Source organism: Pantoea sp. BJFS-204 (genome assembly GCF_049310725.1).
GTDB lineage: Bacteria > Pseudomonadota > Gammaproteobacteria > Enterobacterales > Enterobacteriaceae > Pantoea > Pantoea agglomerans.
Genome location: NZ_JBMOWE010000002.1, coordinates 520,357 through 544,990 on the forward strand (window position 1 = coordinate 520,357; position 24,634 = coordinate 544,990).

The 24,634-nt window shown below is 56.5% G+C and carries 21 protein-coding genes and 1 pseudogene; 7 read left to right on the top strand and 15 right to left on the bottom strand.

The window, feature by feature from the left end; all coding sequences use genetic code 11:
- Positions 1-110: 110 nt before the first annotated feature.
- The 6 genes from tatE to ACO6VX_RS09210 form a co-directional block, all read right to left on the bottom strand.
- Complete coding sequence (gene tatE / locus ACO6VX_RS09185) at positions 111-314, bottom strand: twin-arginine translocase subunit TatE (RefSeq protein WP_010671272.1); 204 nt, start codon at positions 312-314, stop codon at positions 111-113.
- Positions 315-406: 92 nt separating this feature from the next.
- Complete coding sequence (locus tag ACO6VX_RS09190) at positions 407-1,177, bottom strand: amino acid ABC transporter ATP-binding protein (RefSeq protein ID WP_010258981.1); 771 nt, start codon at positions 1,175-1,177, stop codon at positions 407-409.
- Positions 1,174-2,118 (bottom strand): amino acid ABC transporter permease, encoded by a 945-nt coding sequence (locus tag ACO6VX_RS09195; protein ID WP_122459065.1) that lies wholly within the window; start codon positions 2,116-2,118, stop codon positions 1,174-1,176. Before ACO6VX_RS09195 ends, ACO6VX_RS09190 begins: the two co-directional genes overlap by 4 nt.
- Positions 2,115-3,002, bottom strand: a complete 888-nt coding sequence (locus ACO6VX_RS09200; RefSeq protein WP_010671270.1) for an ABC transporter substrate-binding protein — start codon at positions 3,000-3,002, stop codon at positions 2,115-2,117. The genes ACO6VX_RS09195 and ACO6VX_RS09200 overlap by 4 nt, the downstream gene beginning before the upstream one ends.
- A gap of 22 nt (positions 3,003-3,024) precedes the next feature.
- Positions 3,025-3,813 carry a deaminated glutathione amidase gene (locus ACO6VX_RS09205; RefSeq protein WP_187496069.1) on the bottom strand — a complete coding sequence of 263 codons (789 nt, stop codon included), beginning with the start codon at positions 3,811-3,813 and terminating at the stop codon, positions 3,025-3,027.
- Positions 3,813-4,781 (bottom strand): ABC transporter substrate-binding protein, encoded by a 969-nt coding sequence (locus ACO6VX_RS09210; RefSeq protein WP_187496064.1) that lies wholly within the window; start codon positions 4,779-4,781, stop codon positions 3,813-3,815. The genes ACO6VX_RS09205 and ACO6VX_RS09210 overlap by 1 nt, the downstream gene beginning before the upstream one ends.
- A gap of 120 nt (positions 4,782-4,901) precedes the next feature.
- On the opposite strand from ACO6VX_RS09210, the gene ACO6VX_RS09215 reads away from it, so the two are divergent.
- Positions 4,902-6,257 carry a PLP-dependent aminotransferase family protein gene (locus tag ACO6VX_RS09215; RefSeq protein WP_050680181.1) on the top strand — a complete coding sequence of 452 codons (1,356 nt, stop codon included), beginning with the start codon at positions 4,902-4,904 and terminating at the stop codon, positions 6,255-6,257.
- Here the strand turns inward: ACO6VX_RS09215 and ACO6VX_RS09220 are convergent.
- Both ACO6VX_RS09220 and cspE read right to left on the bottom strand, forming a co-directional pair.
- Complete coding sequence (locus tag ACO6VX_RS09220; protein ID WP_010258992.1) at positions 6,235-6,666, bottom strand: GNAT family N-acetyltransferase; 432 nt, start codon at positions 6,664-6,666, stop codon at positions 6,235-6,237. The genes ACO6VX_RS09215 and ACO6VX_RS09220 overlap by 23 nt on opposite strands.
- Before the next feature lie 226 nt (positions 6,667-6,892).
- Positions 6,893-7,102, bottom strand: coding sequence for a transcription antiterminator/RNA stability regulator CspE (gene cspE / locus ACO6VX_RS09225; protein WP_006118399.1), 210 nt, complete (start codon positions 7,100-7,102; stop codon positions 6,893-6,895).
- A 1,297-nt stretch (positions 7,103-8,399) separates the two neighbouring features.
- Here cspE and ACO6VX_RS09230 point away from each other — a divergent pair.
- Positions 8,400-8,633: a hypothetical protein gene (locus ACO6VX_RS09230; RefSeq protein ID WP_422458087.1), complete on the top strand. Its 234-nt coding sequence runs from the start codon at positions 8,400-8,402 to the stop codon at positions 8,631-8,633.
- A gap of 202 nt (positions 8,634-8,835) precedes the next feature.
- Here the strand turns inward: ACO6VX_RS09230 and gntT are convergent, their stop codons facing one another.
- A complete protein-coding gene (gene gntT, locus ACO6VX_RS09235; protein ID WP_010258995.1) occupies positions 8,836-10,152 on the bottom strand; it encodes a gluconate transporter in 1,317 nt (438 codons plus the stop codon).
- Between the two features lie 291 nt (positions 10,153-10,443).
- Between gntT and ACO6VX_RS09240 the strand changes: the two genes are divergently transcribed.
- Positions 10,444-11,592: an iron-containing alcohol dehydrogenase gene (locus ACO6VX_RS09240; protein WP_064689969.1), complete on the top strand. Its 1,149-nt coding sequence runs from the start codon at positions 10,444-10,446 to the stop codon at positions 11,590-11,592.
- Between the two features lie 166 nt (positions 11,593-11,758).
- Here ACO6VX_RS09240 and ACO6VX_RS09245 read toward each other — a convergent pair whose 3' ends face one another.
- The 4 genes and pseudogenes from ACO6VX_RS09245 to ACO6VX_RS09260 form a co-directional block, all read right to left on the bottom strand.
- Positions 11,759-12,595, bottom strand: coding sequence for a Cof-type HAD-IIB family hydrolase (locus tag ACO6VX_RS09245; protein ID WP_422458088.1), 837 nt, complete (start codon positions 12,593-12,595; stop codon positions 11,759-11,761).
- Between the two features lie 102 nt (positions 12,596-12,697).
- Positions 12,698-13,162 carry an RcnB family protein gene (locus tag ACO6VX_RS09250; RefSeq protein WP_422458089.1) on the bottom strand — a complete coding sequence of 155 codons (465 nt, stop codon included), beginning with the start codon at positions 13,160-13,162 and terminating at the stop codon, positions 12,698-12,700.
- Positions 13,163-13,440: 278 nt separating this feature from the next.
- Positions 13,441-14,538 (bottom strand): annotated as a pseudogene (locus ACO6VX_RS09255) (ABC transporter substrate-binding protein).
- A gap of 241 nt (positions 14,539-14,779) precedes the next feature.
- Positions 14,780-16,066: an HAAAP family serine/threonine permease gene (locus ACO6VX_RS09260; protein WP_010671264.1), complete on the bottom strand. Its 1,287-nt coding sequence runs from the start codon at positions 16,064-16,066 to the stop codon at positions 14,780-14,782.
- A gap of 364 nt (positions 16,067-16,430) precedes the next feature.
- On the opposite strand from ACO6VX_RS09260, the gene ACO6VX_RS09265 reads away from it, so the two are divergent.
- Together ACO6VX_RS09265 and ACO6VX_RS09270 are read left to right on the top strand one after the other, a co-directional pair.
- The gene (locus ACO6VX_RS09265; RefSeq protein WP_010671263.1) at positions 16,431-17,021 is read left to right on the top strand and encodes a hypothetical protein; all 591 of its coding nucleotides are present in this window, start codon (positions 16,431-16,433) and stop codon (positions 17,019-17,021) included.
- A 150-nt stretch (positions 17,022-17,171) separates the two neighbouring features.
- Complete coding sequence (locus ACO6VX_RS09270; protein ID WP_045140685.1) at positions 17,172-18,365, top strand: zinc-dependent alcohol dehydrogenase; 1,194 nt, start codon at positions 17,172-17,174, stop codon at positions 18,363-18,365.
- A 65-nt stretch (positions 18,366-18,430) separates the two neighbouring features.
- Here ACO6VX_RS09270 and ACO6VX_RS09275 read toward each other — a convergent pair whose 3' ends face one another.
- Entirely contained in the window at positions 18,431-18,637 is a 207-nt protein-coding gene (locus ACO6VX_RS09275; RefSeq protein WP_061901678.1) for a hypothetical protein, read from the bottom strand.
- 188 nt (positions 18,638-18,825) lie between these two features.
- On the opposite strand from ACO6VX_RS09275, the gene ACO6VX_RS09280 reads away from it, so the two are divergent.
- Positions 18,826-19,578, top strand: coding sequence for a GNAT family N-acetyltransferase (locus ACO6VX_RS09280; RefSeq protein WP_010671262.1), 753 nt, complete (start codon positions 18,826-18,828; stop codon positions 19,576-19,578).
- On the opposite strand, the gene ACO6VX_RS09285 is transcribed toward ACO6VX_RS09280, so the two are convergent.
- Positions 19,575-20,267, bottom strand: coding sequence for a DUF421 domain-containing protein (locus tag ACO6VX_RS09285; protein ID WP_061704250.1), 693 nt, complete (start codon positions 20,265-20,267; stop codon positions 19,575-19,577). The two genes, ACO6VX_RS09280 and ACO6VX_RS09285, sit on opposite strands and share 4 nt — an antisense overlap.
- A gap of 600 nt (positions 20,268-20,867) precedes the next feature.
- Here ACO6VX_RS09285 and ACO6VX_RS09290 point away from each other — a divergent pair.
- Complete coding sequence (locus tag ACO6VX_RS09290; protein ID WP_422458090.1) at positions 20,868-24,629, top strand: NAD(P)-binding protein; 3,762 nt, start codon at positions 20,868-20,870, stop codon at positions 24,627-24,629.
- Positions 24,630-24,634: the final 5 nt, after the last annotated feature.

The window sequence follows — 24,634 nt, forward strand, 5'->3', positions numbered from 1 at the left end:
ACGCTTTTGCGGTCGGACGCCCGAAAAACAAAAAACCAGACTGGAGACAGTCTGGTTTTTTTATCTGTGCCTGAAATAAAAAGTAACAGTTATTTGCAGCAAATAACCGATTAATCTTTATGAACGACGCGTTCTGCCGGCACGTCTTCAGCCGCAGTTCGGGTTGCGCTGGTATCTTCATCTTTCATGGCTTTTTTAAAGCCCTTGATTGCGGAGCCCAGATCGCCACCCAGTGAGCGCAACTTGTTGGTACCAAAAAGCAGTACGATAAGCGCACCGATAATCAGCAGCTTGGCAATACTGATACCTTCCATATTTAACCTTTCAACTTTGTCGAATCACGGTGACTGATATTTACGCGCAGTTTGCCTGCGGCGACAACTGGAATCTGTAACAGAGTAAGATCTCAGATGAAGCGACTCAGGAACGCCTGGGTGCGCGGATGCTGTGGATTCGCGATCACCTCTTCAGGCGTGCCCTGCTCCACCACCACCCCCCCATCCATAAAGACCACGCGATCGGCGGCTTCCCGCGCAAAGCTAATCTCATGAGTCACCACGATCATCGTTAATCCCTGGTCGGCAAGGGTACGCATGGTCGCCAGCACTTCGCCCACCAGTTCCGGATCGAGCGCGGAGGTCGGCTCATCAAACAGCATCAGCTGCGGCTTGATCGCCAGCGCCCGCGCAATCGCCACACGCTGTTGCTGTCCGCCCGAGAGGTGACGTGGCCAGGCGTCCGCTTTATCGCTTAACCCCACCGTCGCCAGCAGCGATCGGGCATGGGCCATAGCCTCCTGACGCGGGAATTTATGCACGCCGATGGGCGCTTCAGTGATGTTCTGCAGCACGGTCATATGGGGGTAGAGATTGAACTGCTGAAACACCATGCCAATTTTCTGGCGCTGACGGGCGATCTGGCGTGGCGACAACCGGTGCAGCACATGCCCTTTAAGTACATACCCGATCTGCTCATCGCCGACCCGAATCGATCCGGCGTTCATCTCTTCAAGATGATTGATGCAGCGCAGAAACGTGGATTTACCGGAACCAGATGGCCCGAGGATCACCACTACTTCACCGGGCCAGACATCCAGATCGATCCCTTTCAGAACCTGATTGTCGCCGTAATTCTTCTGCACGTTGCGGGCGCAGACCAGGGGTTCACGCTGACTCATTGCTCCTCCTGCTGGGGTTGCACGTTAGCCGCGATGGTGGCGCGTCTGGGGGCGCTGGCCACCCGACGAGTGCCACGCGCGTAGTAACGCTCGATGGCGGACTGGCCCAGATTGAGGATCGAGGTGATCAGCAGATACCAGATCACCGCCACCATCAGCATCGGGATGATCTCGAAGGTACGGTTGTAGATCGCCTGCACCGAATAGAGCAGATCGCCCATTGCGATCACGCTGACCAGCGACGTCGCCTTGATCATGCTGATCAACTGGTTGCCGGTAGGCGGAATAATCGATCGCATCGCCTGCGGAATGATGATGCGCCGCAGCGCCCGTGAACGACTCATGCCAAAGGCCTGGGTAGTCTCTACCTGACCGTTATCCACCGACAGCAGACCGGCGCGAATAATTTCCGCCATATAGGCCGCTTCATTCAGCGCCAGCCCGGCAATAGCGGCCGTCAGCGGGGTGATCAGATCGTTGGTATTCCAGCTAGCCAGCGTGATATCGGTCCACGGCAGCGTCAGCGACAGCGCCGGAAACAGCGTAGAAAGGTTGTACCAGAAGATCAGCTGTACCAGCAGCGGCGTGCCACGAAAGAACCAGATATAGAGTCCGGCAACGCCGCGCAGCAACCGGTTCTCAGAGAGCCGCCAGACGCCCAGCAGCAGACCGAGCAGCGTGCCGAGCACCATCGACACCACTGTCAGCCCCAGGGTGACCTGCAACCCTTTGAGCACGGATCCTTCGGTAAACCACTTAAGCACCACCTGCCATTCAAAGTTAGGGTTGGTCGCCACCAGCCACAACAGATTGGTGCCGATCACCAGCACTAAAATCCAGCTGATCCAGCGTCCGTAAGTGGGCGCGCTGCGAGCGAACGCCACGTCGCGCAGCTGTGCCTCGCCTCTGTCACCGCTGTGGAGATGGCGCGGCGGGCTCATTTGCTGGCCTCTTTCGCCAGATTCAGTCCGGGTGCTGTGGTCATGTTGCCCTCAAGCTGCCACTTTTTCATGATGGCCGCATACGTCCCGTTCTGATACAGCTCTTTGTAGGCATCCAGCACCACCTGACCCAGCGGCGAGCCTTTCGGCACCACCGTGCCCTGGAAAATGTCGCCAAAGCCGTTTTTCTGCCCTTTGCCCGCCAGCTCAAGTTGCCCCTTCGCCTGATTAACAAAGTAAGTCAGCGGCGCCTGTGATGAGAAGAACGCATCGGAGCGTTTAGAACGTACCGCCAGAATTGATGAAGGCTGATCGGTAAAGGCCTGCACTGTCACGGCCGGCTTCCCGTCGGCCACACACCGGGCTGACTGCTTACGGATAACCTGTTCCGCAGAGCCAGCGGCCATGACGGCAATGCGCTTGCCGCAGGTGTCGTCCAGCTGATTGATTCTGGCCGGATTGCCCTTCTGCACGCCGAACACCACGAACTCCTGCACAAAATCGATGAAATCCACTTTCTGCTGACGGTCCGGATAATCACCAATCGGCCCAATCGCCAGCTGATAACGACCCGCATTGATGCCGGTGAGTACGCCTGATAAACCACTCACCGTTGCATGCTCGATCTTCACACCCAGCAGTTGTGCCAGTGCAGTCGTTAATTCGGCCGACGCGCCCTCCATTGAGTGCGGGCCATTCACAATTTCATAGGGCGGAAATGAACCGTTATTCACTGAAATCATTTTGCCCGATTTTTTGATCTCATCCGGCAACCTGTCATGCAGCGCCTGGTCAACTTTTTGCACCGGAATAGCGTCGGCAGCCTGCGCCAGGGATGCAGTCAGCCCCAGCGCCACGATTAAGGCGGTTGCTCTCTTCGTCATAATGGATTCCTGGTTCAGCGGATCAGTTGAGTTCGGGACGGGCAAAGCGCCGGTTTTCCAGTACCGGTAGCACCCGGCGGGCATAGGCGACGCGCTCAGGATCGAGATCGGCAAACAGCAGCGCCGGTGATTCCGCCGCATTTGCCACCGCCACGCCCAGCGGATCGACCACCAGACTGTTGCCGATATTGCGCGGGCCGCACTCCCCCACCGCCACCATATAGCAGGTGTTCTCCAGCGCGCGGGCGCGGGTCAGCAGTTCCCAGTGCATCTCTTTCAGCGGACCTTTAACCCAGGCGGCAGGCAGCACCAGCACCTCTGCACCATCCAGCACCAGCCGACGCGCCAGCTCCGGGAAGCGCACGTCATAGCAGGTCATTAATCCGACTTTCATACCCGCGACCTCAATCAGCGGCGGAATGACGTGGCCGGGATTGACCCGCTGCGACTCCTGCATCGCAAAGGCATCGTACAGATGCAGCTTTTCATAGGCGGCGATGATCTCACCGTTGCGGATCGCTACCAGCACGTTAAGCGCTTTTTGCTCGCCGGTGGGAACGTGAATGCTCATCATGGTGGTCAGCGCAGTGTGCTTGCTGGCGGCCAGCAGCTGGCTCAGAAAAGGGCCATCCAGCGGCTGCGCCGCCTTCAGCACTAAATCGGGGTCGGCTATATCACGTGCCAGCACCCCTTCCGGCAGTACCAGCAGATCGGCGCCACCTTCTGCCGCCCGCTGCATTAAGTCCAGACAGATACTGGCGTTCTCCTGCCATTCGCGGCTCACCGCAAATTGTCCCAGTGCTACTTTCATCATTTCTCTTCTCCCGCAGCGGCCGGAAACATTGCTTCCGGCGTCAGTACCTGGTGAGTCAGCCCTTGCTCATAGAGCTCGCGACCAAAGTCCGCAATCATCTTTCTGTTAACGCTAAAACCATTCTGATTCCAGTCAGCGGGCAATTCCTGCGCAGTGCGTCGCAAATCGTCCAGCAGCCACGGCGTGGTGTCGGCATATTTCTCTCTTTTCTGCATCCATAGCCGGTAAGAGCGATCGATGACCTCACTTAACGCCGCAGGCAGCCACGGATGCGCCGCCGCCAGTGCCGGTTTCAGCGCCAGAATGTGGATGCCCGGCACATAGCCGACACGATTAAAGTAGTCCCGCTCCGCCTGATAAAAATCGGTCTGCAGCTGCCGTAATCCTGAACCCGGCAGGAAAAAGTCCTCCGGCATAAATGGCGTGAAGATGGCATCCAGCTCACCCGCCTGCAGCATCTCTATCAGCGGTCGCTCGTCGGGCGCGGGTTCAATGCGGCCCGGGCGGCCAAATCCCGCCAGCCGATCGACAATTGGATGATCGGCAGTAAGACGACCGGCATACCAGAACACATCATCGATTTCGACGCCTGCTTCACGCAGCACCGTGCGTGTCCAGGTATTGCCCGAATCCTGCCAGCCGGTGACGCCGATTCTCTTACCTTTCAGCTGCGCAGGCGTGGTGATGGGGCTGCTGCTGGTGGTGATAATGCAGCGCTGGCGGAAGCCGCGCATCAGGAAGTGCGGCAGGCCAAGCAGTGTTTCGTCTCCTCTGGCCCGGCCCTGAGCATAGCGGCTGAAGGAGACTTCGCCCGCGTCATAGTCGGGGCTGGTCGCCAGATCATTCACCAGCGTGCCGACGCGGTCGATCTGCAGTTCAAAACCTTCTGGTCTGATATCACCCAGCGCCAGCGGGGTGAAGTAGTCCCAGTCGCGTACCGCCAGTCTGATGAGTAGCCTTGCCATGATCTCTCCGTTTACGCTGCACCGTCGGGACGGGGCATAAAATAGTGCTTGAATTTGATACTAGATCCGGAATACTTACCTGAACAATCATTAATTTGTTACTGAACAAAGTATTTTCTTATGACAGAGAGCGTTGACCTCAACTGGTTTTGCAGCCAGATAAAATCGCCTTCAGTGAAAGGCATTGCCCAGGCAGCCTCCGCGCTGATTCGTGACGGACAGATCGCGACAGGTATGCAGATGCCTGCGGTGCGGGAGATAGCGGAGCAGCTGGGTGTCAGCCCGGCAACCGTTTCTGCTGCCTGGGCGCAACTCAGAAAGCAGAAAGTGCTGGCGGGCAAGGGGCGCAGTGGTGTCTGGGTCAGTAGTAATACGGTGATGCCGCGTCCGATTCGCTTTGAGAAGATCGGCAACTACGGTGATAACATCCGCGCCGATCTGACCCTCGCCGCGCCCGACCCCGCCCTGCTGCCTGACCTGCAGCGTGCGCTGCAGGCGGCCCTGCACTCACCGCAGCTCAACAGCTACACCCGTGAGGCGATTTCCGCGCCGCTGCTACAGGCGATCGCGCCGCGCTGGCCCTATGCTGCAGAGGCGTTTCTGGCGACAGATGGCGGTTTTGACGCGATGAATCTGCTGGTGCAAACCCTGGTCTCGCCGGGAGACCGCGTGATTATTGAAGATCCGACCGCGACCCGGCTGCTCGATATACTGGATAACGTCGGCGCAGAGATTCTGCCGCTGGCGTGTGATGATCAAGGCCCGCTGCCAGAGGTTCTTTCTCTTCTGCTGGAGCAGGCACCGGTAATGTTGATCTATCAGCCCCGCACCCACTCGGCCACCGGGAACAGCATCAGCCCGGCGCGACGTCAGGCAATGGCGCAGGTTCTGCAACAGAGCAACACACTAATCGTTGAGGATGATGGTATTGGCGATCTCTCCGCGGAGGCGAGCTGGAGCCTGGGTTCAATCTTTCCTGAACGCACGCTGCACGTCCGTTCGTTTTCCAAAGCCTATGGACCGGACCTGCGGCTGGCAGTGCTCTCTGCCACCTCGGAGATGGTCAGGCGCATTCAGTCATGGCGAAATTTTGGCGTCAGCTGGACCAGCCGCATTCTGCAGGATGCGGTGGCGTGGCTGCTGGAGGATGAGGAAACGCAACGGCAGATCGCCACCGCACGCGCGACCTACCGGCAACGGCGTGAAGCGTTGCTCACGGCGCTGGCACAGCGTGGACTTGATCTGCCGCTTCGCGACGGATTAAGCCTCTATATTCCGGTGACTTCAGAGCAGTTTGCCATGATCACGCTGGCTGCCCGCGGTATTGCGGTCGTGCCAGGCGAGCGCTGTCGGCTCGGCCCAACCCAATTTATTCGCGTCAGTATCGCCAGCCTCAGGGATGAACAGCGGGAGATGATTGCCGGGGCGCTGGTCATCGCCAGCGGACGGGAATTTAACTCGCTTGCAGATCTTTGATGAGATAACAGGGGGATTCAACATAGCCTTCACGGGCGTAGAACTGGTTCGCCTTGAGACGTGACTGATGGCAATGGACTTCCATGCGATCGCAGCCACGACGAGCCGCCAGCATTTCGGCATGCTGAATCAGCTGCTGGCCGACGCCTTTACTGCGCTCACCTTCTGCAATGCAGAAATAGCTGATGCGGGCGAAATCACCGGCCAGCGCCAGCTGAGGAATAAAATGTAAGGAGAGAAACCCCAGCACCTGACTGCCATGTTCAGCCACCAACAGCGCTTCACTGGGATCGCTGCATAACTGCGCCAGGCGCTGTTCAATAAAGCTTTCAGTGCCGCCGTAGCCTAACTCGCTCAGTAATGCACTCAAAGCAAAACTGTCTTTCAACTCTGCCTGACGTATGTTCATCCTGCCTCCTCACTCACCGGGTTCTGTCGCACAGTTATATAGCGTCGCAAGCCAAAAAGCTGCATATCGGGTTGTTATAAATATGTTACGGTTATTTAGTGTGAACCGCCGCGCAGTTTGTGCGGCAACGCGCCGAGAGTGAGAGTACGACAGGGGGGATGAAGCGCAGATTACAGCCATAAAAAAACCCGCCATAAGGCGGGTTTTTAGAATTCTGACTGTTAACTTACAGACTGATAACGTTAGCAGCAGATGGGCCTTTAGCGCCGTCGGTGATTTCAAACTCTACGCGCTGACCTTCAGCCAGAGTTTTGAAGCCGTTGCTCTGGATTGCAGAGAAATGTACGAATACATCTTTGCTGCCATCTTCAGGAGTAATGAAACCGAATCCTTTAGATTCATTAAACCACTTAACGTTACCTTTGATCTTAGACATCTATATTACCTTTACATGAAAAATGGACACTAAACTGTGTCGGGGTCTAGTACAGCAATTGCTGAGGGATTTGTCCAGCATGATTTGATGAAAAAGTGATAAATATCGACATTCTGTACATCCATCACACTTTCCTGCTTTTCGACTTGCGAAACATCGCTCAACGCGTATCAGGCGCAGAGCAGGTATCGGTCGCTAACCTGCTGGAAACGAAACCCTTTTTAATTTTAAGCGGTTACGTTACTGACGTTAAAAAGAAAAATCTGATTAAGATATATTCCTGTTCTTAATGACGTTTACGCCGGTAAAAGGTCAATTTTTTTCTATCATCCGGTCGGTAAGTCCCATGACCTTAAACCCGTTTTTCTGCTTTTTCAGGCCTGCGTCCTGCCAGTGGCTATTTATTGTACGATAAATCTTAAATTCACTGGCGCAGATCCCGCTCCCTCGCCAAAAAAAATGAGTCGGCTGTGCCATTATCATCAGTCATGGCAGGCTATTCGCGGATATTTTAGCCAACAACTAATAAACACTGATCTGGATCAATGAAATGCTTTTTAGTGGCCGAATGCGCATTTGGCAACAAACAATCAAAAGCATAAGAAACTACTTTTCTTATCGCAGTGCGAAATAATATTGCCGCGCAATAGATAAAGTCCGCTTAACCTGTCAGGCACAGGCATCCGTTAATGCTGATTAAAAGGAGGGTGAGACACAGGATGGTGATGAAGATACGTTGCGGTCAATGTGGAAGCGCCCGATTCGTTTTTACTGATTACCGCGAGGGCCAGCGAAACTTTCATGGTGCCTGCTGCGCATACTGTAAGAAACCTCTGGGCTCACAGGATCTGCTGCCCAATACGCCGATGGATCCCATTACAGACGCTCTGTTGGCCAGCCAGAAAACATTGCGGGCACCTGATTAGGTGCCCGCTGTTGCTGAAGCGTTAACAGATATCAGAAAATCAGTTTGAACACCCCTGTCAGGGTCAGTAAGCCAACGATAAAAATGATCGCAATAATCCACAGAATAATTTTCATTTCCTTTCCCCTCACCAATTAAACACTTTTCCTGTAAGCATTATAGACAGGAAAATGCGCCCTGCCGCTTCACTTAAGGCTCAACTGGTCATAAGTTCATCAACCCTGAGCTTTATTTAAATTCTGAGATAACGATCGCAACACCACTTTTTAACGGCTCTCTTTCTTCGTTTTACAGAACACTCCTGGCTAAAATTTAGGCGGCAAGGCAGGCCTCAAGAGTGATGAGATTGAAAATGAGTCGCGAGGAGATCTTATGAGCACGATTAATACCAGCATGGGCCGCTACAGCCTCAAGGCAAAAAACAGCGGTAACCACATCAAAGGGACTTTCGCCATCAACGATGAAGGCGGCACGCAGCTCTCTCTGCAGGAGTTTGACGAGCACTACCTTGATGATGTGGTGAATAACGTTATCTACCCCGTTACCGGTGGCAACCGTGACATTGCACACGCGCTGCGGGAACAGATGGTGAAAGCCGGTTTTTAACCGCCTCATTAACGTGGCAGATTCAGACTGAATCTTCTCTGTCAGGCCGCACCTTGCGGCCTTTTTTATGCTGTCTGTCCCGCACATCCCGGTTTAACCGGCAACAGGGGCAGCAAGCGCGACGGGATGTTCAAAGCTCAAAGAGGCAGCGGGAGAGACGCGAAAGCAGAGAGCCGCTGGCAGGCTTGCCAGCGGCCAGAGGTTAAATCGCCCAGGAGAGCAGCAGGCAACCCACCAGACCACAGACCGAAATAATGGTTTCCAGCGCCGACCAGGAGCGGATGGTTTCGCCAATCGTCAGGTTGAAATACTCTTTGAACAGCCAGAAGCCCGGGTCATTAACGTGCGAGAAGATCACGCTACCGGACCCTACGGCGATGACCATCAGTTCCGGGCTGGCGCCGCTGGTAACAATCAGCGGTGCCACAATTCCCCCGGCGGTAATGGCCGCTACCGTGGCAGAACCCAGAGCAATACGCAGCACCGCGGCAATCGACCAGGCCATAAAGATTGGCGACAGCTGAGTAGAATGCATCATGCTGGCAATGTATTTATCCACGCCGCTATCCACCAGCACCTGTTTGAAGGCACCACCACCGCCGATGATCAACAACATCATGGCGATGATTTTGATCGAATCGGTCAGGGTATCCATGACCTGTTCCATCGTGCGGCCGCGATTCAGTCCAAAGGTGAAGATTGCAATCAGCACCGCAATCAGTGTCGCCATCACCGGGTCGCCAAAGAACTCCGCATAGGGCAGCAGCACATGGCCTTTAGGCAGCAGCATCTCTGCCACCGCACGCAGCGCCATCAGCACCACAGGTACCAGTGCCGTCCAGACGCTGACGCCAAACCCAGGCATTTCCGCCTCGGTAAAGGTTTTCGGGTTATAGAGACCCTCAGGAATCGGTTTGTCGATGCCTTTCAGGAAGCGGGCATAGACCGGACCCGCCAGAATCACCGTAGGAATACCCAGCAGCGTACCAAACAGCAGCGTTTTACCCATGTCAGCGTTAAACAGCGTCGCGATTGCGGTCGGGCCAGGATGCGGCGGAAGAAAGCCGTGCGTCACTGACAGGGCAGCCGCCATCGGCACCCCGACATAGAGCAGCGGCACACGTGCCGACGCCGCAACGCTGAACACTAGTGGCAGCATCAGTACAAAGCCGACTTCATAGAACAGCGCAAATCCGACGATAAAACCGGTCAGCACCAGCGCCCACTGAATATGCTTAGTGCCGAATTTTTCAATCAGGGTGGTGGCAATACGCTGCGCACCGCCGCAGTCGGCCAGCAATTTACCGAGCATGGCACCAAAGCCCATGATCAGCGCCAGGCTGCCCAGTGTGCCACCCACGCCCGCTTTGATTGAGGTAATCACTTTATTAACCGGCATGCCCTGCATCACACCGACCGCCAGCGCCACCAGGATCAGCGCGATAAATCCATTAAGCTTAAAGCGAATCATCAGCAGCAGCAGTAACGCGACGCCAATCGCCACATAGAGTAATGGCATAGCTTTTCTCCACCTTGTGCACTGAACATCATTCAGTGTCGGTTTATTATCATGATCCCCTGAGGGCTACAAAACAGTGCGCTGTAAGATGTTTACACATCCCGACAAACGCTGTTACCGATAACATGTTAAGGGTAACATCAGCAGGAAAGCACCACCCCGCCGGGGGTGAATTTCTGTTTTGCGAAGGTGATCAACTTTTTGCCAATGCGTTATCAGAAAGTTTGCCAGTCCCGGCGCCTTGCTTTTCGTTACACTCAGATTTTAGCGAAATGTAAAAAGGATGCGCTGGTGAGTGAGAACCTGAGTGAGCTGTACAGTAATCAACGAACCCTCTTTGGCCGGGGCAGCCTGGATAAACTGGTGCCGCTGCTGGCCGCCCGGTCACAGCCTACTCTGCTGTTTTGTGGACAATCTTTTCTGCAAGGCCCCGCATATGCCCGGCTAAAAGCCGGACTCAACGATCATATTATTGGCTATGAAATTGTCAGTCATGAAGCCTCACCCGCCGAGATTGATGGCTGGGTTGCGCGCTGGCGCGGTCATGTCGATCGGGTCGTCGCGATTGGCGGCGGGAGCGTGCTGGATGCGGCGAAAGCATTTAGCGCGATGGTACAACACCCGTTGCCAACCGCCCGCTATCTGGAAAAAGTGGGTGACACCGCGGTTCAGCCCATCACGTTGCCGCTGATTGCTATCCCGACTACCGCCGGTACCGGCAGTGAAGTGACGCAAAATGCGGTGGTGACTGATCAGCGTGACATTCAGATAAAAGCGTCACTGCGCCACCCGGTCTTTGTACCGGAGGTGGCAATTCTCGATGCCGATCTGCTGAAAGGTGCGCCTGACCGGGTGCTGGCAACCTGCGGTATTGATGCGTTTACCCACCTGTTCGAAGCGTATCTCTCCGGCAAAGGCAACCTCTTTACCCGACAGCTGGCGCTGACCGGCCTGCGTCAGTTTGTTCATGCCTGGCCTGCACTTAATCGTGAGGATGCTGCTGGCGACGCGGCACGGGAAGCGATGATGATGGCGTCGTGGCTGGGCGGTGTCAGTCTCAGCAGTGCGGGTCTGGGGGTGATCCACGGTATTGCAGGGGAACTGGGCGCAATTAAGCCGTTCCATCACGGTGAAGTGTGCGGACGTCTGCTGTTTCCGTTCCTGGATCTGTTGTCCGACAGCGAACAGCCACTGCAGCGTAAGCTGATGGCGGAACTGCACCCGCAGCTCTTCAGCGAAACTACGGACTCACCGGCGCAGTTTCTGAAACAGTGGCTGCAGCAGCAGGCGATCACCCCATTCTGGCAGGATGGCCCTTCACTGAGCCGCGCCGAGGTGGAGTGGATTCTGGCGCGAGCCAACAGCAAAAATTCGCTGGTGAATTACAGCCGCGAACAGATGCAGATGATGATCGCGCAGGCCTGGCCAATCACGGCGTGATCAGGAGCCGCGTTGCCCGCATTCGCTGATCAGGCACAACCCGGGCCTGCCAGCCTCGCCCGGCTTTGCTGCTCCTCAGCGCTATCCTGTTGCACCCGCTCTCTGAGCCAGGCGGCTGGCTGAATCACGGCGCTAACCGCCCTAGCTTAATCGCAGCGCCAGACGGCTAAGCCTGCATGGCGCTAAAAGGCCCCTCACCTGCCAGCATCTGCTCAATCACCTGCAGCACGCCCTGCTCGTTGTTAGAAGGCGCGGCATAGCGTGCCGCCTGTTTCACCCGCTGTGGCGCGTTGTCCATGGCAAAACTGAAGCCAGACTGTCTGAGCATCTCCAGATCGTTCCCGCCATCACCAAAGGCCAGCACCTGGTCATGCGCGATCCCCCAGCGTTGTGCCAGCAGATCCAGACCGTGCGCTTTATGATTCCCCGGCACGATCAAATCCACCGAGCCGTGACCGCTTGAGGTCGCTGCCACACGCCCCTGATGCAGACGTTCAATATCCGCCATCAGTGGCTCGATATAGTCATCAGAGAGATTCAGCGCGAACTTAAACAGCCGGTCATGCTGCAACTCATCCAGATGATGAATCGGCTTCAGCCGGTGACAGTAATGGCGCATCTTCTTCAGCCAGTTCTCTTCCATGCCGTCGAAGTACCAGGCGCTCTCCCGGCCACACAGCAGGTAACGCAGACCCGGATAGTCGCCGTTTTGCAGGGTATCGATCACCGCGTCAACATCGCGGCGTTCAAAGGCACCGCAAAACAGTTCCTCATCACGATCGATAATCCATGCGCCGTTTTCGGCTACAAAGGCGATATCGCTGGCGATCTCCGGGAAGAATGATTTGAGCTGGTAATACTGATTGCCGCTGGCCACCACAAATTTGATGTCACGGGCGGTGAGTTGCTGATAGCAGTCGAGAAAGCGGGATCGATTGTACTGCTTGTTATCGTCCAGAAAGGTGCCATCCATATCTACCGCAACCATCTTAACCGTCGTCATCATGACTCCTTACACAGGGAATATTCAGCGTGGAGTGTCAGGATAGCCGCTGGCGCAGCAAAACGGAAAGAAAGAGGGATGGCCGCAGCCATCCCCTGGGGATCAGTTCAGGGCGCTGTTCAGCACCAGCGCGGTAATTACTCCGGTTGCGGCAGCAATCAGCACATAGTTGCCGTCGATGTTTGCCCAGTGATAACCGCGCGGCGGTTCACGCAGACCGCGTTCATGCCAGTCGGCTACGCGGTAATGGTCGCCGCGGTACGCCTGCGGGACAGGATGCCCGCGACGGAAGTCGTGCCCCTGCCAGGCGAAATGGTCGCGATCATTACGTGCCTCTCTGCCCCGACCGTTCTTGTCCTGATCCGGGCGATGATTGACGCTGTCATGACGGTTGTTGCCACGCTCCTGATTCTGGTCAGAACCGCGATTGTCAGCACGATGGTCACCGTTCTGATGCGGCACAGGCTTGCGGTGCGCGTCATCACGATCGTCTGCCCGTGAGGCCTGAGAAAAGAGTGTGCTGCATGTCAAAAGTGAAGCGATAAGCGTTAATGTTGTTTTTTTCATGATACTGCCTCCGAAAATAACGGCTGTTCAGGCACCGTTGATCGGCATCATGGCAATAATTGTGGCGGGAGACATCTGTAAAAGTCTTAAAATCCGGTAACTTACACACTATTACGCTTGCTTATCGCTTTCTTAACACAGGACATGCGATGACAACGTTGCTGACGCAATCCAGAGGTTAACCGGGCAACCTGCGCTGTCTGATAATCACGCTCTGGTTGACGGATGATGGCCGATGAAAAGTCAGGATGCTGAAACGCACCCTGACATTTTTGCGGTTATGGCGTGCTGAGGATCACTGGCGCATCCGGTAACCCGGTAAAGTGCGTCACGATGTGGTGGTAATCAGCCGTCGGGTCCAGATCGCGGAACACTTCCGGATAGAGATCTTTTGCCAGAATTTCCATGCCGATAATGTTGTAAGGGTGATTATAAAAATGGTGATAAACGCCATAGACCCGTTTCTGTTTCACCGGTTCGATCTGCTCCAGACCGGTGCGGCTCTGCAGGCGGTTAAAGGTGGCGGTCACGTCGGTCTGACTGGCACCGTAACCAAACGGCAGCACGTTACTGTTCGGGCGTTTGGAGCCGGTCATGATATAGACGTCCGGCTTCATGGCGATAATCTTCTCCAGCGACACAAATCCTGAGCTGCCGGGCAGCAGTGCAGAACCGATATTCTTGCCACCGACCGCTTCCACCAGCGCGCCCCAGCCGTTATGACCGTGGGTAAAGCAGCAGTTGTCGCTGTTACCGGCAATCGGTTCAATAAACACGGTTGGCTTGTGCGGCACCTGCGCAATCTTCTGCTGAAGCATCTGCCAGCGCTGCTGGTAAAAATCGGCGTAATCTTTCGCCTCGGCTTCGCGATTCAGAACGGTGCCCAGCACTTTCACGCTCTTCAGGGTGTTCTCTTTCGGATGGAGTTCATCATCGAGGAACAGCACCGGGATATGGAGATTTTTCAGGGTGGCGAGCACGCCTGACTACGTCAGGGCCGGTTTGGCGCGCAGTTGCGCAATCATCAGATCGGGCTGCTTCGCCAGCACGCTCTCCAGATTGACCTGCCCCTGATCGTTAAAGCCCATATCAACAACCGATGCCGCCTGCGGCCAGCGCTGCTTCAGCAGGTCCCAGGTCTGGGTATCCTGCTTTTTCGGCAGGTTGTTCCAGGCAACGACACGCTGAAACGGGTTCTGGCGATCCAGTAATGCCAGCGCCATCACGTCACGCCCATCCTGTAAAATCACATGCTGCGGCTCTTTTTGCAGCGTAATTTTCTGACCATCCATATCGGTCACCGTGACCGGATAGGTGGTAGCCGCACAGGCGGTTGACAGTAAAAGTGTGGTGGCAGCAATTATCCCGATTTTCATTTTTCTCCTGTCCTTTTAGGGAATAATAATTATTCGCGTTAACTCTACCATGCTGATAAGTACCAAATGTAACTATTGCTAACCAGATGCGTCTGAAAGGCGGCATTAACTACGCGACAGCGGGCTTAAATCAGGGGGCGATATCGCTGAATGCGTGGAGGTGCACGGAGAGAATGGCGAAGGGCGGGCATAATGGCAGGCGCATCCCAGGGGGATTGAGATGCGCCTGTTGCGCTAAGTGTTACTTCACCAGCGAATAGAAGATTGCGGAGATGGCAATCAGTCCGATCAGCACCACAAACAGGTTGCTGATGTGACCGCTGTACTTCCGCATCGCGGGGACCTTCTGGATAGCGTACATCGGCATCAGGAACAGAATCATCGCAATGACCGGCCCGCCAAGCGTCTCAATCATGCCGAGAATATTGGGATCCAGCGTTGCCACCAGCCAGGTCGTCAGCAGCATAAAGAGTCCGGTCAGGCGATTCAGTCTGGCGGGCGCGATGGTTTTGCCGCGACTGCGCAGCGCCTTATTAACCATACCGTTAAATCCTTCGCGCGCACCAAGATAGTGACCGAGAAACGATTTCGTGATCGCCACAATGGCAATCAGCGGTCCCAGCCAGGCGATCATCGGCACCTTAAAATGGTTCGCCAGATAGGAAAGAATGGTGATGTTCTGCGCCTTGGCGGCGTGTAAATCTTCAGGCGACAGGCTCAGCACGCAGCTGAAGACAAAGAACATCACCGTCACCACCATCATCAGGTGCGAGCAGGCCAGAATGCGCGAACACTTTTTCTCTGCGGCATCGCCATACTCTTCCCGCTTTGCCAGCGCGAATGAGGAGATAATCGGCGAGTGATTAAATGAGAAGACCATCACCGGAATCGCCAGCCACAGCGTCATCCACAGGCTGCTGCCCGCGGGCTGAACGTTCAGGGTCGAAAGCACAGCGCCGTGCCAGTGCGGGATCAGATAGCAGGCCATCAGCATCAGCACCGCCACAAAGGGATAAACCAGCACGCTCATCGCTTTGACAATCATCTTCTCGCCGAAACGCACAATGGTCATCAGTCCGACAATCAGCAGCAGCGACAGCAGCACACGCGGTGGCGGCACCAGGCCGAGCTGATTCACCATCAGGCTCTCAACCGTGTTGGTGATCGCTACGCTGTACATCAGCAGAATCGGGTAGATAGCGAAGAAATAGAGCAGCGTAATCAGCTTGCCCGCACCAACACCAAAATGCTCCTCGACCACCTCGGTGATATCCCCGGCCGGATTTTTACCGGAGAGAACGAATCGGGTCAGGGCGCGGTGCGCAAAAAAGGTCAGCGGAAACGCCAGTATCGCCATGATGATCAGCGGGATCAGCCCGCCGACGCCAGCATTGATAGGCAGGAACAGCACACCCGCCCCAATCGCCGTGCCGTATAAACCCAGCATCCACATGGTGTCGGTTTTACGCCATCCTGTATCGACGTCACTCTCAAGCGCGCCCAGCGTGCCAGTTTGCGTGGTTTTCATCAGATCTTCCGTTTTAAAAGCCGCCAGTAACCTGAGCCGTCAGGCAGGCAAATGTCCGCCCCACTCTGCGCCTCAGCTGCAACCGGATCAGTCAACGTGATGCTGACCCGCCCGTGCATAGGTAATCGATTGCGTGCGCCACTTTTTACACTACCTGACGATAAAAGTTCAAGCCGTGCAGATAAACACGCATGGATTGCTGAAAAAACCGTCAGGTTGTGCAAAGTGACTGCGCGGCGATCATGCCATCTTTGTGGCAGTTTTACCGCCCCTAAAAAGGTGATCCCTGTAACGGTTCAGCGCAACGGGCTACGCTTAAACAGATTCTGTCGCGATCACGCCGACAGGTGCACTGGAGAAGAGAATGAAAATTGCCTGCCTCGGATGGGGATCGTTAATCTGGAAAGCTGGCGCACTGCCGGTGGCCAGTCAGTGGCATCATGATGGTCCTGAGCTACCGATTGAGTTTGTGCGCATCGCTGACGGCGGCGAGCTGTCGACCGCGATCTGCCTTAACGCCAGCCCGGTGGCGGTGTACTGGGCCTGGCTGAATACCGCCTCACTTGAGAGCGCCTGCCGCGCATTGCGCCTGCGTGAGGCCATTCCGGACAGCCGTATCGATGGCATCGGGATGATGACGGTGACAGCGACCTCAGCGGGACCACTGGCAGAGTGGGCTAAGACCAAAGGCATAGAAGGTCTGATCTGGACCGGTCTGCCTGCCCGCATGGCGGGTGTTGAAGGCCAGATCCCGACGCTGGACGACGCGCGGCACTATCTGCAGCAGCTCACCGGTGAAACGCGTGAGCATGCCTGGCACTACATCGAACAGGTTCCGGCACAAATCGACACGGTTTATCGTCGTGCGTTTGCCGACCTCGCTCTCTGGCAACCCGACACCCGAGCCGTGACGGTCGCCACAACGCAGGTTCAGCCGCCCTGTCAGCCCGGCTGAAACTGACCAGCCTGCTGCACCGCTCTGCTTACTCCTTAAAGGATTACTACACTTCAGGCAGGTTTCGATTTCAGGTTTCCTGAGTCTTTCCCGTGCGTGGCCACGCCTTCTGGTCTGGCCGCCGTCCCCTAATCATCAGGAGATGAACAGATGAAAGCATTAACTTATCACGGCCCCCATAAAGTCAGCGTCGATAACGTTCCCGATCCCGGTCTGGAAGCCGCAGATGACATTATTCTGCGTGTGACCGCCACCGCTATTTGCGGTTCAGACCTGCACCTTTACCGCGGCAAAATCCCCGGTACCGGGCACGGAGATATCTTTGGTCATGAGTTTATGGGCGAAGTGGTTGAGACAGGCAGCGCAGTGACCGCCGTGGCCAAAGGCGATCGGGTGGTGATCCCGTTTGTTATCGCCTGTGGCGACTGTTTTTTCTGCCTGATGAGCCAGTATGCTGCCTGTGAAAATACCAACAGCGGACGGGGTGCCATCCTGAACCGGAAAAACATCACGCCGCCCGCAGCCCTGTTTGGTTTCAGCAAACTCTATGGCGGTGTGCCTGGTGGACAGGCGGAATATGTCCGGGTGCCGAAAGCCAATACCGGCCCGTTTAAAGTGCCGTCGGTGCTGTCAGATGAGAAAGTGCTGTTCCTGTCAGACATTCTGCCCACCGCGTGGCAGGCGGTGAAAAACGCCGAGGTGAAACCCGGCTCCAGCCTGGCGATTTTCGGTGCCGGACCGGTTGGCCTGCTCAGTGCCGCCTGCGCCCGACAGCAGGGTGCCGAACAGATCTACATGATCGACCACAACAATTACCGCTTAAACTTTGCCCGCGAGCGCTACGGTGTTATCCCGATTAACTTCGATGAGATCGATGACCCGGCCGGCTGGATTATCGAACACAGCACAGGCAATCGCGGTGTGGATGCGGTAATTGATGCAGTAGGATTCGAGGCAAAAGGCAGCATGACCGAAACCGTGCTCACCAATCTCAAACTGGAAGGCAGCAGCGGTAAAGCGTTGCGTCAGTGTATTGCCGCAGTAAGGCGTGGCGGTATCGTCAGCGTGCCGGGCGTCTATGCCGGATTCATTCACGGCTTCCTGTTTGGTGACGCCTTTGATAAAGGGCTGACCTTTAAGATGGGACAGACCCACGTACACGCTTATCTGCCCGACCTGCTGAAGCTGATCGAACAGGGTCATCTGACGCCGGAAGAGATTGTGACCCACCATCTGCCGCTGGAAGATGCTGCGCGTGGCTACGATATTTTCGCCAAACGCGAAGAGGAGTGCCGCAAGGTGATTCTGGTGCCTGGCATGGCAGCGACACAGGCCACAATATAATTTCACAATGGGTCTGAAACGCTTAACCCCTGGCTCCCCGGCTATTCTCCGCCGGGGATCTCATCTCAGAACGGCTTGCGTTGCAGGCTGCTTCGCCACTCCCGCCTCTCCAGCAGATGTTCATCCGGCGAATCCGCCGTATCAACCTGACTGCCCTGCTCCAGCCATCGCGCACTGCGTGAATGGGGATGACTTTCGCTGATCACCTGTTGTGAAAACGCGCCAAACGATAACAGCAAAAACAGTAATGCACTGGGCAGCCTCACTTTCATACGCACACCTCTTTGGTAACGGTGCCGCTATGCTGCCCGAAGGGTTTTCATTTTCTGTCAGTAACAGGCAAAGTTATGTGGTAAGCGGGAACAAGCTGCGACGGGTTTAACCGCGGTTCAGGATAGTCCGTCAGCCCGGCATCATAAGTTTCCCGGCTAACCGTCCGTTTTCTTTCAGGAGAATGCTATTGAACCTCAATCAGTTTGATCAGCCGGTCGGTGAGGCTCTGCCCGACTGGCAACCGGTCACCAGACCACCCTGTATGCCACTCACGGGTCAGCACTGCCTTCTCCTGCCGCTAAGCATCGATCATGCAGAACCGCTATTGCAGGCATTTATGCTGGCACCGGATGATCGCGACTGGACCTGGCTGAGCGCAGAGCGGCCCGCCTCTCTGCCGCAGATGCAGCACTGGATTGCGGATAAAGTGGCGGATGCGGCCCTGGTGTCCTTCACGGTCTGCTCGCCAAATCAGCAGCCCTGCGGCGTGGTCTGCTTCGCCAGCATTGAGCCGGGACACGGCACTGTTGAAATCGGTCACGTCACCTGGTCGCCGCTGATGCAGCGCAGTGTCATTGGCAGCGAGGCGATTTATCTGCTGCTGCAACAGGCTTTCTCGCTCGGCTATCGGCGAGTGGCGTGGCGCTGTGATTCAACCAATATCGCATCACGACGCGCAGCAGAACGGCTGGGGTTCCGCTTTGAGGGCCGTTTTCGTCAGGTGATGACGCGTAAACAGCGTAATCGCGATACCGACTGGCTATCAATTATTGACCGTGAATGGCCGGATGTTCAGCGCGCCCTGAGTGCCTGGCTAAGTGCGGATAATTTCGCTGCCGGGGGACAGCAAAAGCGCCCGCTCAGCGCCTGCTTCGCCGACGTTAACCCGGCTGATGCAAACGCGACAAGTCCTGAACGCGGAGCGGATGCTGGCGATTAATGCAGCCGACGCGCGGTCAGTGCCGCGGACCAGCGCTGTCGCTGACAGCGCGGGCAGACAGCCTGCTGCTCAGCCTCAATGATCTGCGTCTGGCCGCAATGGGTGCAGGCATAGAGCGCGCTGACCGGCACAGTGCTGTAATCCTGCCGGTGCTCTGGGGGCAGTACGCTTAACCCGGCGCGCATCTCATCGTCATCGTAGAAATAGAGGCTGAGCTGACCATCGACCTCCACCAGCGCCAGCCGGATCTGCCCCAGATGCTCTACACCACTCTGCCGTAACTCCATATAAAACTCATCTTCGGAAATATTCAGTCGATCCAGACTCTCCAGCACATACAATCCCTCTTTAATCAGGGTAATCACGTCGCCCTGAATAAGCCGTGAAAAGCGCGGGCTGTGCGCCGTCAGCCAGGTCGTGAAGCGGTAGAGCGCCAGCAGGACTACAAACACCATAATGACCGGAAGCACCGGCACATCATCGTAAAATGTCACATCACCGGACGCGGAACCCAGCGTCAGGATCACCACCAGTTCGAACAGCGACAGCTGGCGCACGCCGCGTCGTCCTGAGACTTTCAGAAAGGTGAACACCACCAGATAAGCGATCATGACCCGTACCACCACCTCAAACAAAAAGGTGGCCGGTTGATCGTTAAGTAAGAAACGGTGCCAGTCGAATGAGAACATAGTCTGTAAAACATCCTGTTTTAGGGGGCGCGCATCGTCGCATCACCCGTTGATGACCCGCTGATTCAGGCCAGTGATAAGTAAATCTTGTCGCCAGCCCGCCAAAAGGCAAGCGAAGCTGTAACGCGAAAGTGGGCGAGTCTGACCTCTCTGCATGTTGAGGAAAAGGTTAACAAAGCTGAAAATGGCGCTGACACTATTCACGCTACGCTTATCGGGCCGTTCGCAAAACCGCATGCTAAAACTTCCTGTTGCTGGCTGGATAATTTTTACCGCTGCGCTTTTTTCTTTTACTTCAATAAATTGCGAACCAAACCTTACTGCCTATACTTTCCAGTAAGGCTTCCGCAAATCCTTTCAACATCCAGAGAAGCCAGCCTTTTTCTGCCGATAGCGTCACTGGCCTATACCTGCTATCTCACTCGTCCACACCGCGACAGGCCCTGATGCCTGCAACTCAGTGTCTGTGGCTTATGGCATGGATCGCCCGTCCGTTCAGAGTGGTCAGATCGATCAGTCTGCAATGCATACCCTGACGCCCTGACCCGTTTCACGACGGCTCGTCAGCGGGAAGCGTGTTGCTTTTTTTCGGGAGATGCCATGACGCCCTTTTCCAGTTTCTGGCAGGCCGGCTACGAAGGTGCCGATCATATCAATCCTGCCGGCCTTGCGCTGTCGATGAACGATCTTAACCAGCATCAGGCGCGTGCAGCAGAAGATTATGCCGCGCTGGCCCCCTTTTCCATTCGCACAGTGCGCGAAAGCGTCGGCTGGCGGTTATGTGAGCACGATGGCCGCTATGACTTCTCGACGGTCGCGGCCCGGATGCAGGCCGCAGAGCAGCAGGGCATTCAGCTGAGCTGGACAATCTGCCACTACGGCTGGCCCGCTGGCGTCAGCCTGTTTGACCACGACTTTGTCAGCCGTTTCGCCGCCTTCTGTGGCGCACTGGCCCGCTTCCTGGCCCCCTGGTATCAGCAGGCGCCGGTCTACTCTCCGATGAATGAGATCTCCTTTGTCAGCTGGGGCATCTCGGTAGGGCTGTTCACCTGTGAGGCGATCCCTGAAGCGGATCGGGCGGATGCCGCCAAGCAGCAGCTGGTGCGCGCTACGCTGGCAGCCTGTGATGCCATCTGGCTGGCCGATCCGCGAGCCCGTCTGCTGCACTGTGATCCACTGATCCATATCGTGCCCGATCCCGCCGATCCGGCCAGCGACGTGCTGGCACGTGAGATGTGTGACACCCAGTATCAGGCATGGGACATGCTGAGCGGCAGGCGCAACCCGGAACTGGGCGGCGCCCCACGCTATCTCGATCTGATTGGCGTGAATTACTACCACGACAATCAGTGGGAGCAGGGATCAAACCGGCGGCTTTACTGGCATCTGGGCGACAGCCGACGCCTGCCGCTGCATCGGATGCTGCAGCAGGTCTGGCAGCGTTATCAGCGGCCACTGCTGCTGGCGGAAACCAGCCACGTCGGCAGCGGACGCGGAAGCTGGATCCTTGAGATCGCCGCGCAGGTTGCGCAGGCGCAACTGGCAGGCGTTGAGCTGCACGGCATCTGCCTCTATCCGATCCTCGATCGTCCCTTATGGGAGGAGACGACTTTCTGGACCCGCAGCGGTTTGTGGGATCTCGATCTGCTGGGGGCCGATCCCTATGCCCGCCAGCTACAGCAGCCTTATGCCGACGCATTACGTCAGGCGCAGCGCTTTTTGCAGCACATCCACTCCTCAAAACACCCCTGTCAGGAGCACACTATGAAACCACCTGTTCTCATCGTTTTCAGCCATTTACGCTGGGGATTTGTTTTTCAGCGTCCGCAGCAGCTACTGACACGACTGGCACAGCACTATCGCGTGCTGTTTGTCGAAGAGCCGGTCTGGCAGGCGGGGCCACAGGGCCTGCATCAGAGCTCGCCTGCCGCTAACATCACGGTGATCCAGCCGCATACCGACAGCGACGCGCCTGGTTTCCACGACAGCCAGATCGCCCCGCTGCTGCTGTTGCTGACGCCGCTGCTGGAGGAAGATGAACAGCCGCTGATCTGGTTCTATACGCCGATGGCGCTGCCGTTGCTGACCCCTTTTGATCCGTCACTGGTGATTTACGACTGCATGGATGAGCTTTCCGCTTTTCAGAATGCACCGCGCCAGCTGCAGCAGCGCGAATCCGCGCTGATGACCCGCGCCGATCTGGTCTTTACCGGCGGCACCAGCCTCTATGAAGCGAAGCGTGACAAACATCCTCAGGTTTACTGCTTTCCCAGCAGCGTCGATGCTATTCATTTTGAGCAGGCGCGCGATCGCAGCAATCGACATCCGATGCAGGATGCGATTCCGGCACAGCGTCTTGGCTATTACGGCGTGCTGGATGAGCGCATAGACCTGCCGCTGATTGCGGCGCTGGCGGATAGCCACCCCGAGTGGCAGATCATTATGGTCGGCCCGGTGGTAAAAATCGATCCCGCCAGCCTGCCGCAGCGCGACAATATTCACTGGCTCGGACAGCAGCCCTATCAGGCGCTGCCGCAGTTTCTGGCAGGCTGGGATGTCTGTCTGATGCCGTTTGCCATCAATGCCTCGACGCGCTACATCTCACCGACCAAGGTGCTGGAGTATATGGCGGCGCAGCTGCCGATTGTCAGTACCGCGATTATTGACGTAGCGCGGCATTACGCAGAGGAAGTGGCGGTGGCAGAGAGCCACGCGGAATTTATTGCCGCCTGTGAACAGGCAATGGCGATTGGTGCCGCAGAACGGCTGGCGCTGGCGGGACGGATGCAGGCAAAGGTCGATGCCACCTCATGGGATCGCACCGCTGAACAGATTCATGGACTGATCCAGCAGGCGCTGACGCAGCGTCAGCCCGCACTAAGGTCGGCCAGCCAGGGCAGCGCGCAGGCGAATATCACGCCGTTAACCCCATTGATGCTGGAGAGTGAAGCCGTGCCCTGCCTGATTATCGGAGCCGGGCCAACCGGGCTGAGCGCCGGTTATCACTATGGCGAAGGCGCAGTATTGCTGGAGAAAAATAGCACCCCTGGCGGCTGGTGCCGCTCGATTGACGATCAGGGTTTTACCTTCGACTATGCCGGTCACATTATGTTCTCGCAGGATCCCTACGTCTTGCAGCTGTATGAGATGTTGCTGGGCGACAACCTGCACTGGCAGGCGCGTGAAGCCTGGGTCTACAGCGACGGCGTTTATACCCGCTATCCCTTCCAGTCCGCGCTGCACGGCTTGCCGGTCGAGGTGGTAAAAGAGTGTGTGCTGGGCGCTATCGAGGCGCGTTATGGCGAAACGGCCGCCGCCGCTGTGCCACTGGATCGGGCGCGGGCACGGCGGGACTGCTGCGCAGATGGCGCGATCCCCGATGAGGGCAGCAGCACAGGCGTGGTGGAAGGCGAAGAGGATTTCCAGCACTTCATTATGCGCACCTGGGGCAAAGGCATCGCGCGTCACTTTGCCCTGCCCTACAACCAGAAACTGTGGAAGGTGCCGCTGACCGACATGGAAACTTCATGGCTGGGCGGACGCGTACCGCTGCCCGATCTGGCGCAGATCATTGATGGCGCGCTGCAACCGCTGGCGAAACCGGTTGGCCCCAACGCCCGTTTCGGCTATCCGCTGCGCGGTGGCTTCCAGGCGCTGATGTCCGGCTTTTTGCCGCACCTGAAATGTACGCTGGAAACGGACGCCACCCTGACCCGCCTCTACCCGCAGGCGCACGTCGCGCTGCTGGCGGATGGTCGCCACTACCGTTATGAGCAATTAATCAGCACCATGCCGCTGCCGGAGCTGATTAAACTGATGGGCGATGAGGTGCCGGAGAGTGTGCAACGGGCGGCGCAGCAGCTGCAGTTTGTCTCGGTGCGCTGCGTTAATCTGGGAATTGGCCGCGCTGACCTGACCGAAAAGCACTGGATTTACTATCCTGGCGATACGCTGTTTCACCGCATCTTTGTGCAGGGCAATGCGAGTCCGCACTGCAACCCGCCGGGCGGCTTCGGCTTAACCTGCGAAATCACCTATAACGCGGCCAATCCGCTGCCGCTGGCGGGGGATGCGCTGATTGAGCGCTGCCGTCAGGATTGCATCAGAGTTGGCATGATCACCGCGGACGATCCGCTGCTCTGCGCCTCAGAGGTCGATATGCCCTACGCCTACGTGGTCTATGACCATGCGCGCAGCGCTAACGTGGCGCTGATCCGCCAGTGGCTGCTGACCCAGGACATTCATCTGTCAGGCCGCTACAGCGAGTGGGAATATTACAACTCGGATCACGCCTTCCTTGCCGGTAAACGCGCCGCCGAAAATGTCCGGCTGCAGCATGTCAGCGAACGGACGCTCGGCTGACCCGG

What these genes read in the sequence shown, in the direction of transcription:
- ACO6VX_RS09215 (WP_050680181.1), top strand. Translation starts at nt 4,902, where the DNA reads ATGACAGAGAGCGTTGACCTCAACTGGTTTTGCAGCCAGATAAAATCG.
- ACO6VX_RS09250 (WP_422458089.1), bottom strand. Translation starts at nt 13,162, where the DNA reads ATGAAAAAAACAACATTAACGCTTATCGCTTCACTTTTGACATGCAGC.
- ACO6VX_RS09270 (WP_045140685.1), top strand. Translation starts at nt 17,172, where the DNA reads ATGAAAGCATTAACTTATCACGGCCCCCATAAAGTCAGCGTCGATAAC.
- ACO6VX_RS09200 (WP_010671270.1), bottom strand. Translation starts at nt 3,002, where the DNA reads ATGACGAAGAGAGCAACCGCCTTAATCGTGGCGCTGGGGCTGACTGCA.
- ACO6VX_RS09290 (WP_422458090.1), top strand. Translation starts at nt 20,868, where the DNA reads ATGACGCCCTTTTCCAGTTTCTGGCAGGCCGGCTACGAAGGTGCCGAT.
- tatE (WP_010671272.1), bottom strand. Translation starts at nt 314, where the DNA reads ATGGAAGGTATCAGTATTGCCAAGCTGCTGATTATCGGTGCGCTTATC.
- ACO6VX_RS09260 (WP_010671264.1), bottom strand. Translation starts at nt 16,066, where the DNA reads ATGAAAACCACGCAAACTGGCACGCTGGGCGCGCTTGAGAGTGACGTC.
- gntT (WP_010258995.1), bottom strand. Translation starts at nt 10,152, where the DNA reads ATGCCATTACTCTATGTGGCGATTGGCGTCGCGTTACTGCTGCTGCTG.
- ACO6VX_RS09275 (WP_061901678.1), bottom strand. Translation starts at nt 18,637, where the DNA reads ATGAAAGTGAGGCTGCCCAGTGCATTACTGTTTTTGCTGTTATCGTTT.
- ACO6VX_RS09190 (WP_010258981.1), bottom strand. Translation starts at nt 1,177, where the DNA reads ATGAGTCAGCGTGAACCCCTGGTCTGCGCCCGCAACGTGCAGAAGAAT.
- ACO6VX_RS09285 (WP_061704250.1), bottom strand. Translation starts at nt 20,267, where the DNA reads ATGTTCTCATTCGACTGGCACCGTTTCTTACTTAACGATCAACCGGCC.
- cspE (WP_006118399.1), bottom strand. Translation starts at nt 7,102, where the DNA reads ATGTCTAAGATCAAAGGTAACGTTAAGTGGTTTAATGAATCTAAAGGA.
- ACO6VX_RS09205 (WP_187496069.1), bottom strand. Translation starts at nt 3,813, where the DNA reads ATGAAAGTAGCACTGGGACAATTTGCGGTGAGCCGCGAATGGCAGGAG.
- ACO6VX_RS09210 (WP_187496064.1), bottom strand. Translation starts at nt 4,781, where the DNA reads ATGGCAAGGCTACTCATCAGACTGGCGGTACGCGACTGGGACTACTTC.
- ACO6VX_RS09220 (WP_010258992.1), bottom strand. Translation starts at nt 6,666, where the DNA reads ATGAACATACGTCAGGCAGAGTTGAAAGACAGTTTTGCTTTGAGTGCA.
- ACO6VX_RS09265 (WP_010671263.1), top strand. Translation starts at nt 16,431, where the DNA reads ATGAAAATTGCCTGCCTCGGATGGGGATCGTTAATCTGGAAAGCTGGC.
- ACO6VX_RS09245 (WP_422458088.1), bottom strand. Translation starts at nt 12,595, where the DNA reads ATGACGACGGTTAAGATGGTTGCGGTAGATATGGATGGCACCTTTCTG.
- ACO6VX_RS09230 (WP_422458087.1), top strand. Translation starts at nt 8,400, where the DNA reads ATGAGCACGATTAATACCAGCATGGGCCGCTACAGCCTCAAGGCAAAA.
- ACO6VX_RS09195 (WP_122459065.1), bottom strand. Translation starts at nt 2,118, where the DNA reads ATGAGCCCGCCGCGCCATCTCCACAGCGGTGACAGAGGCGAGGCACAG.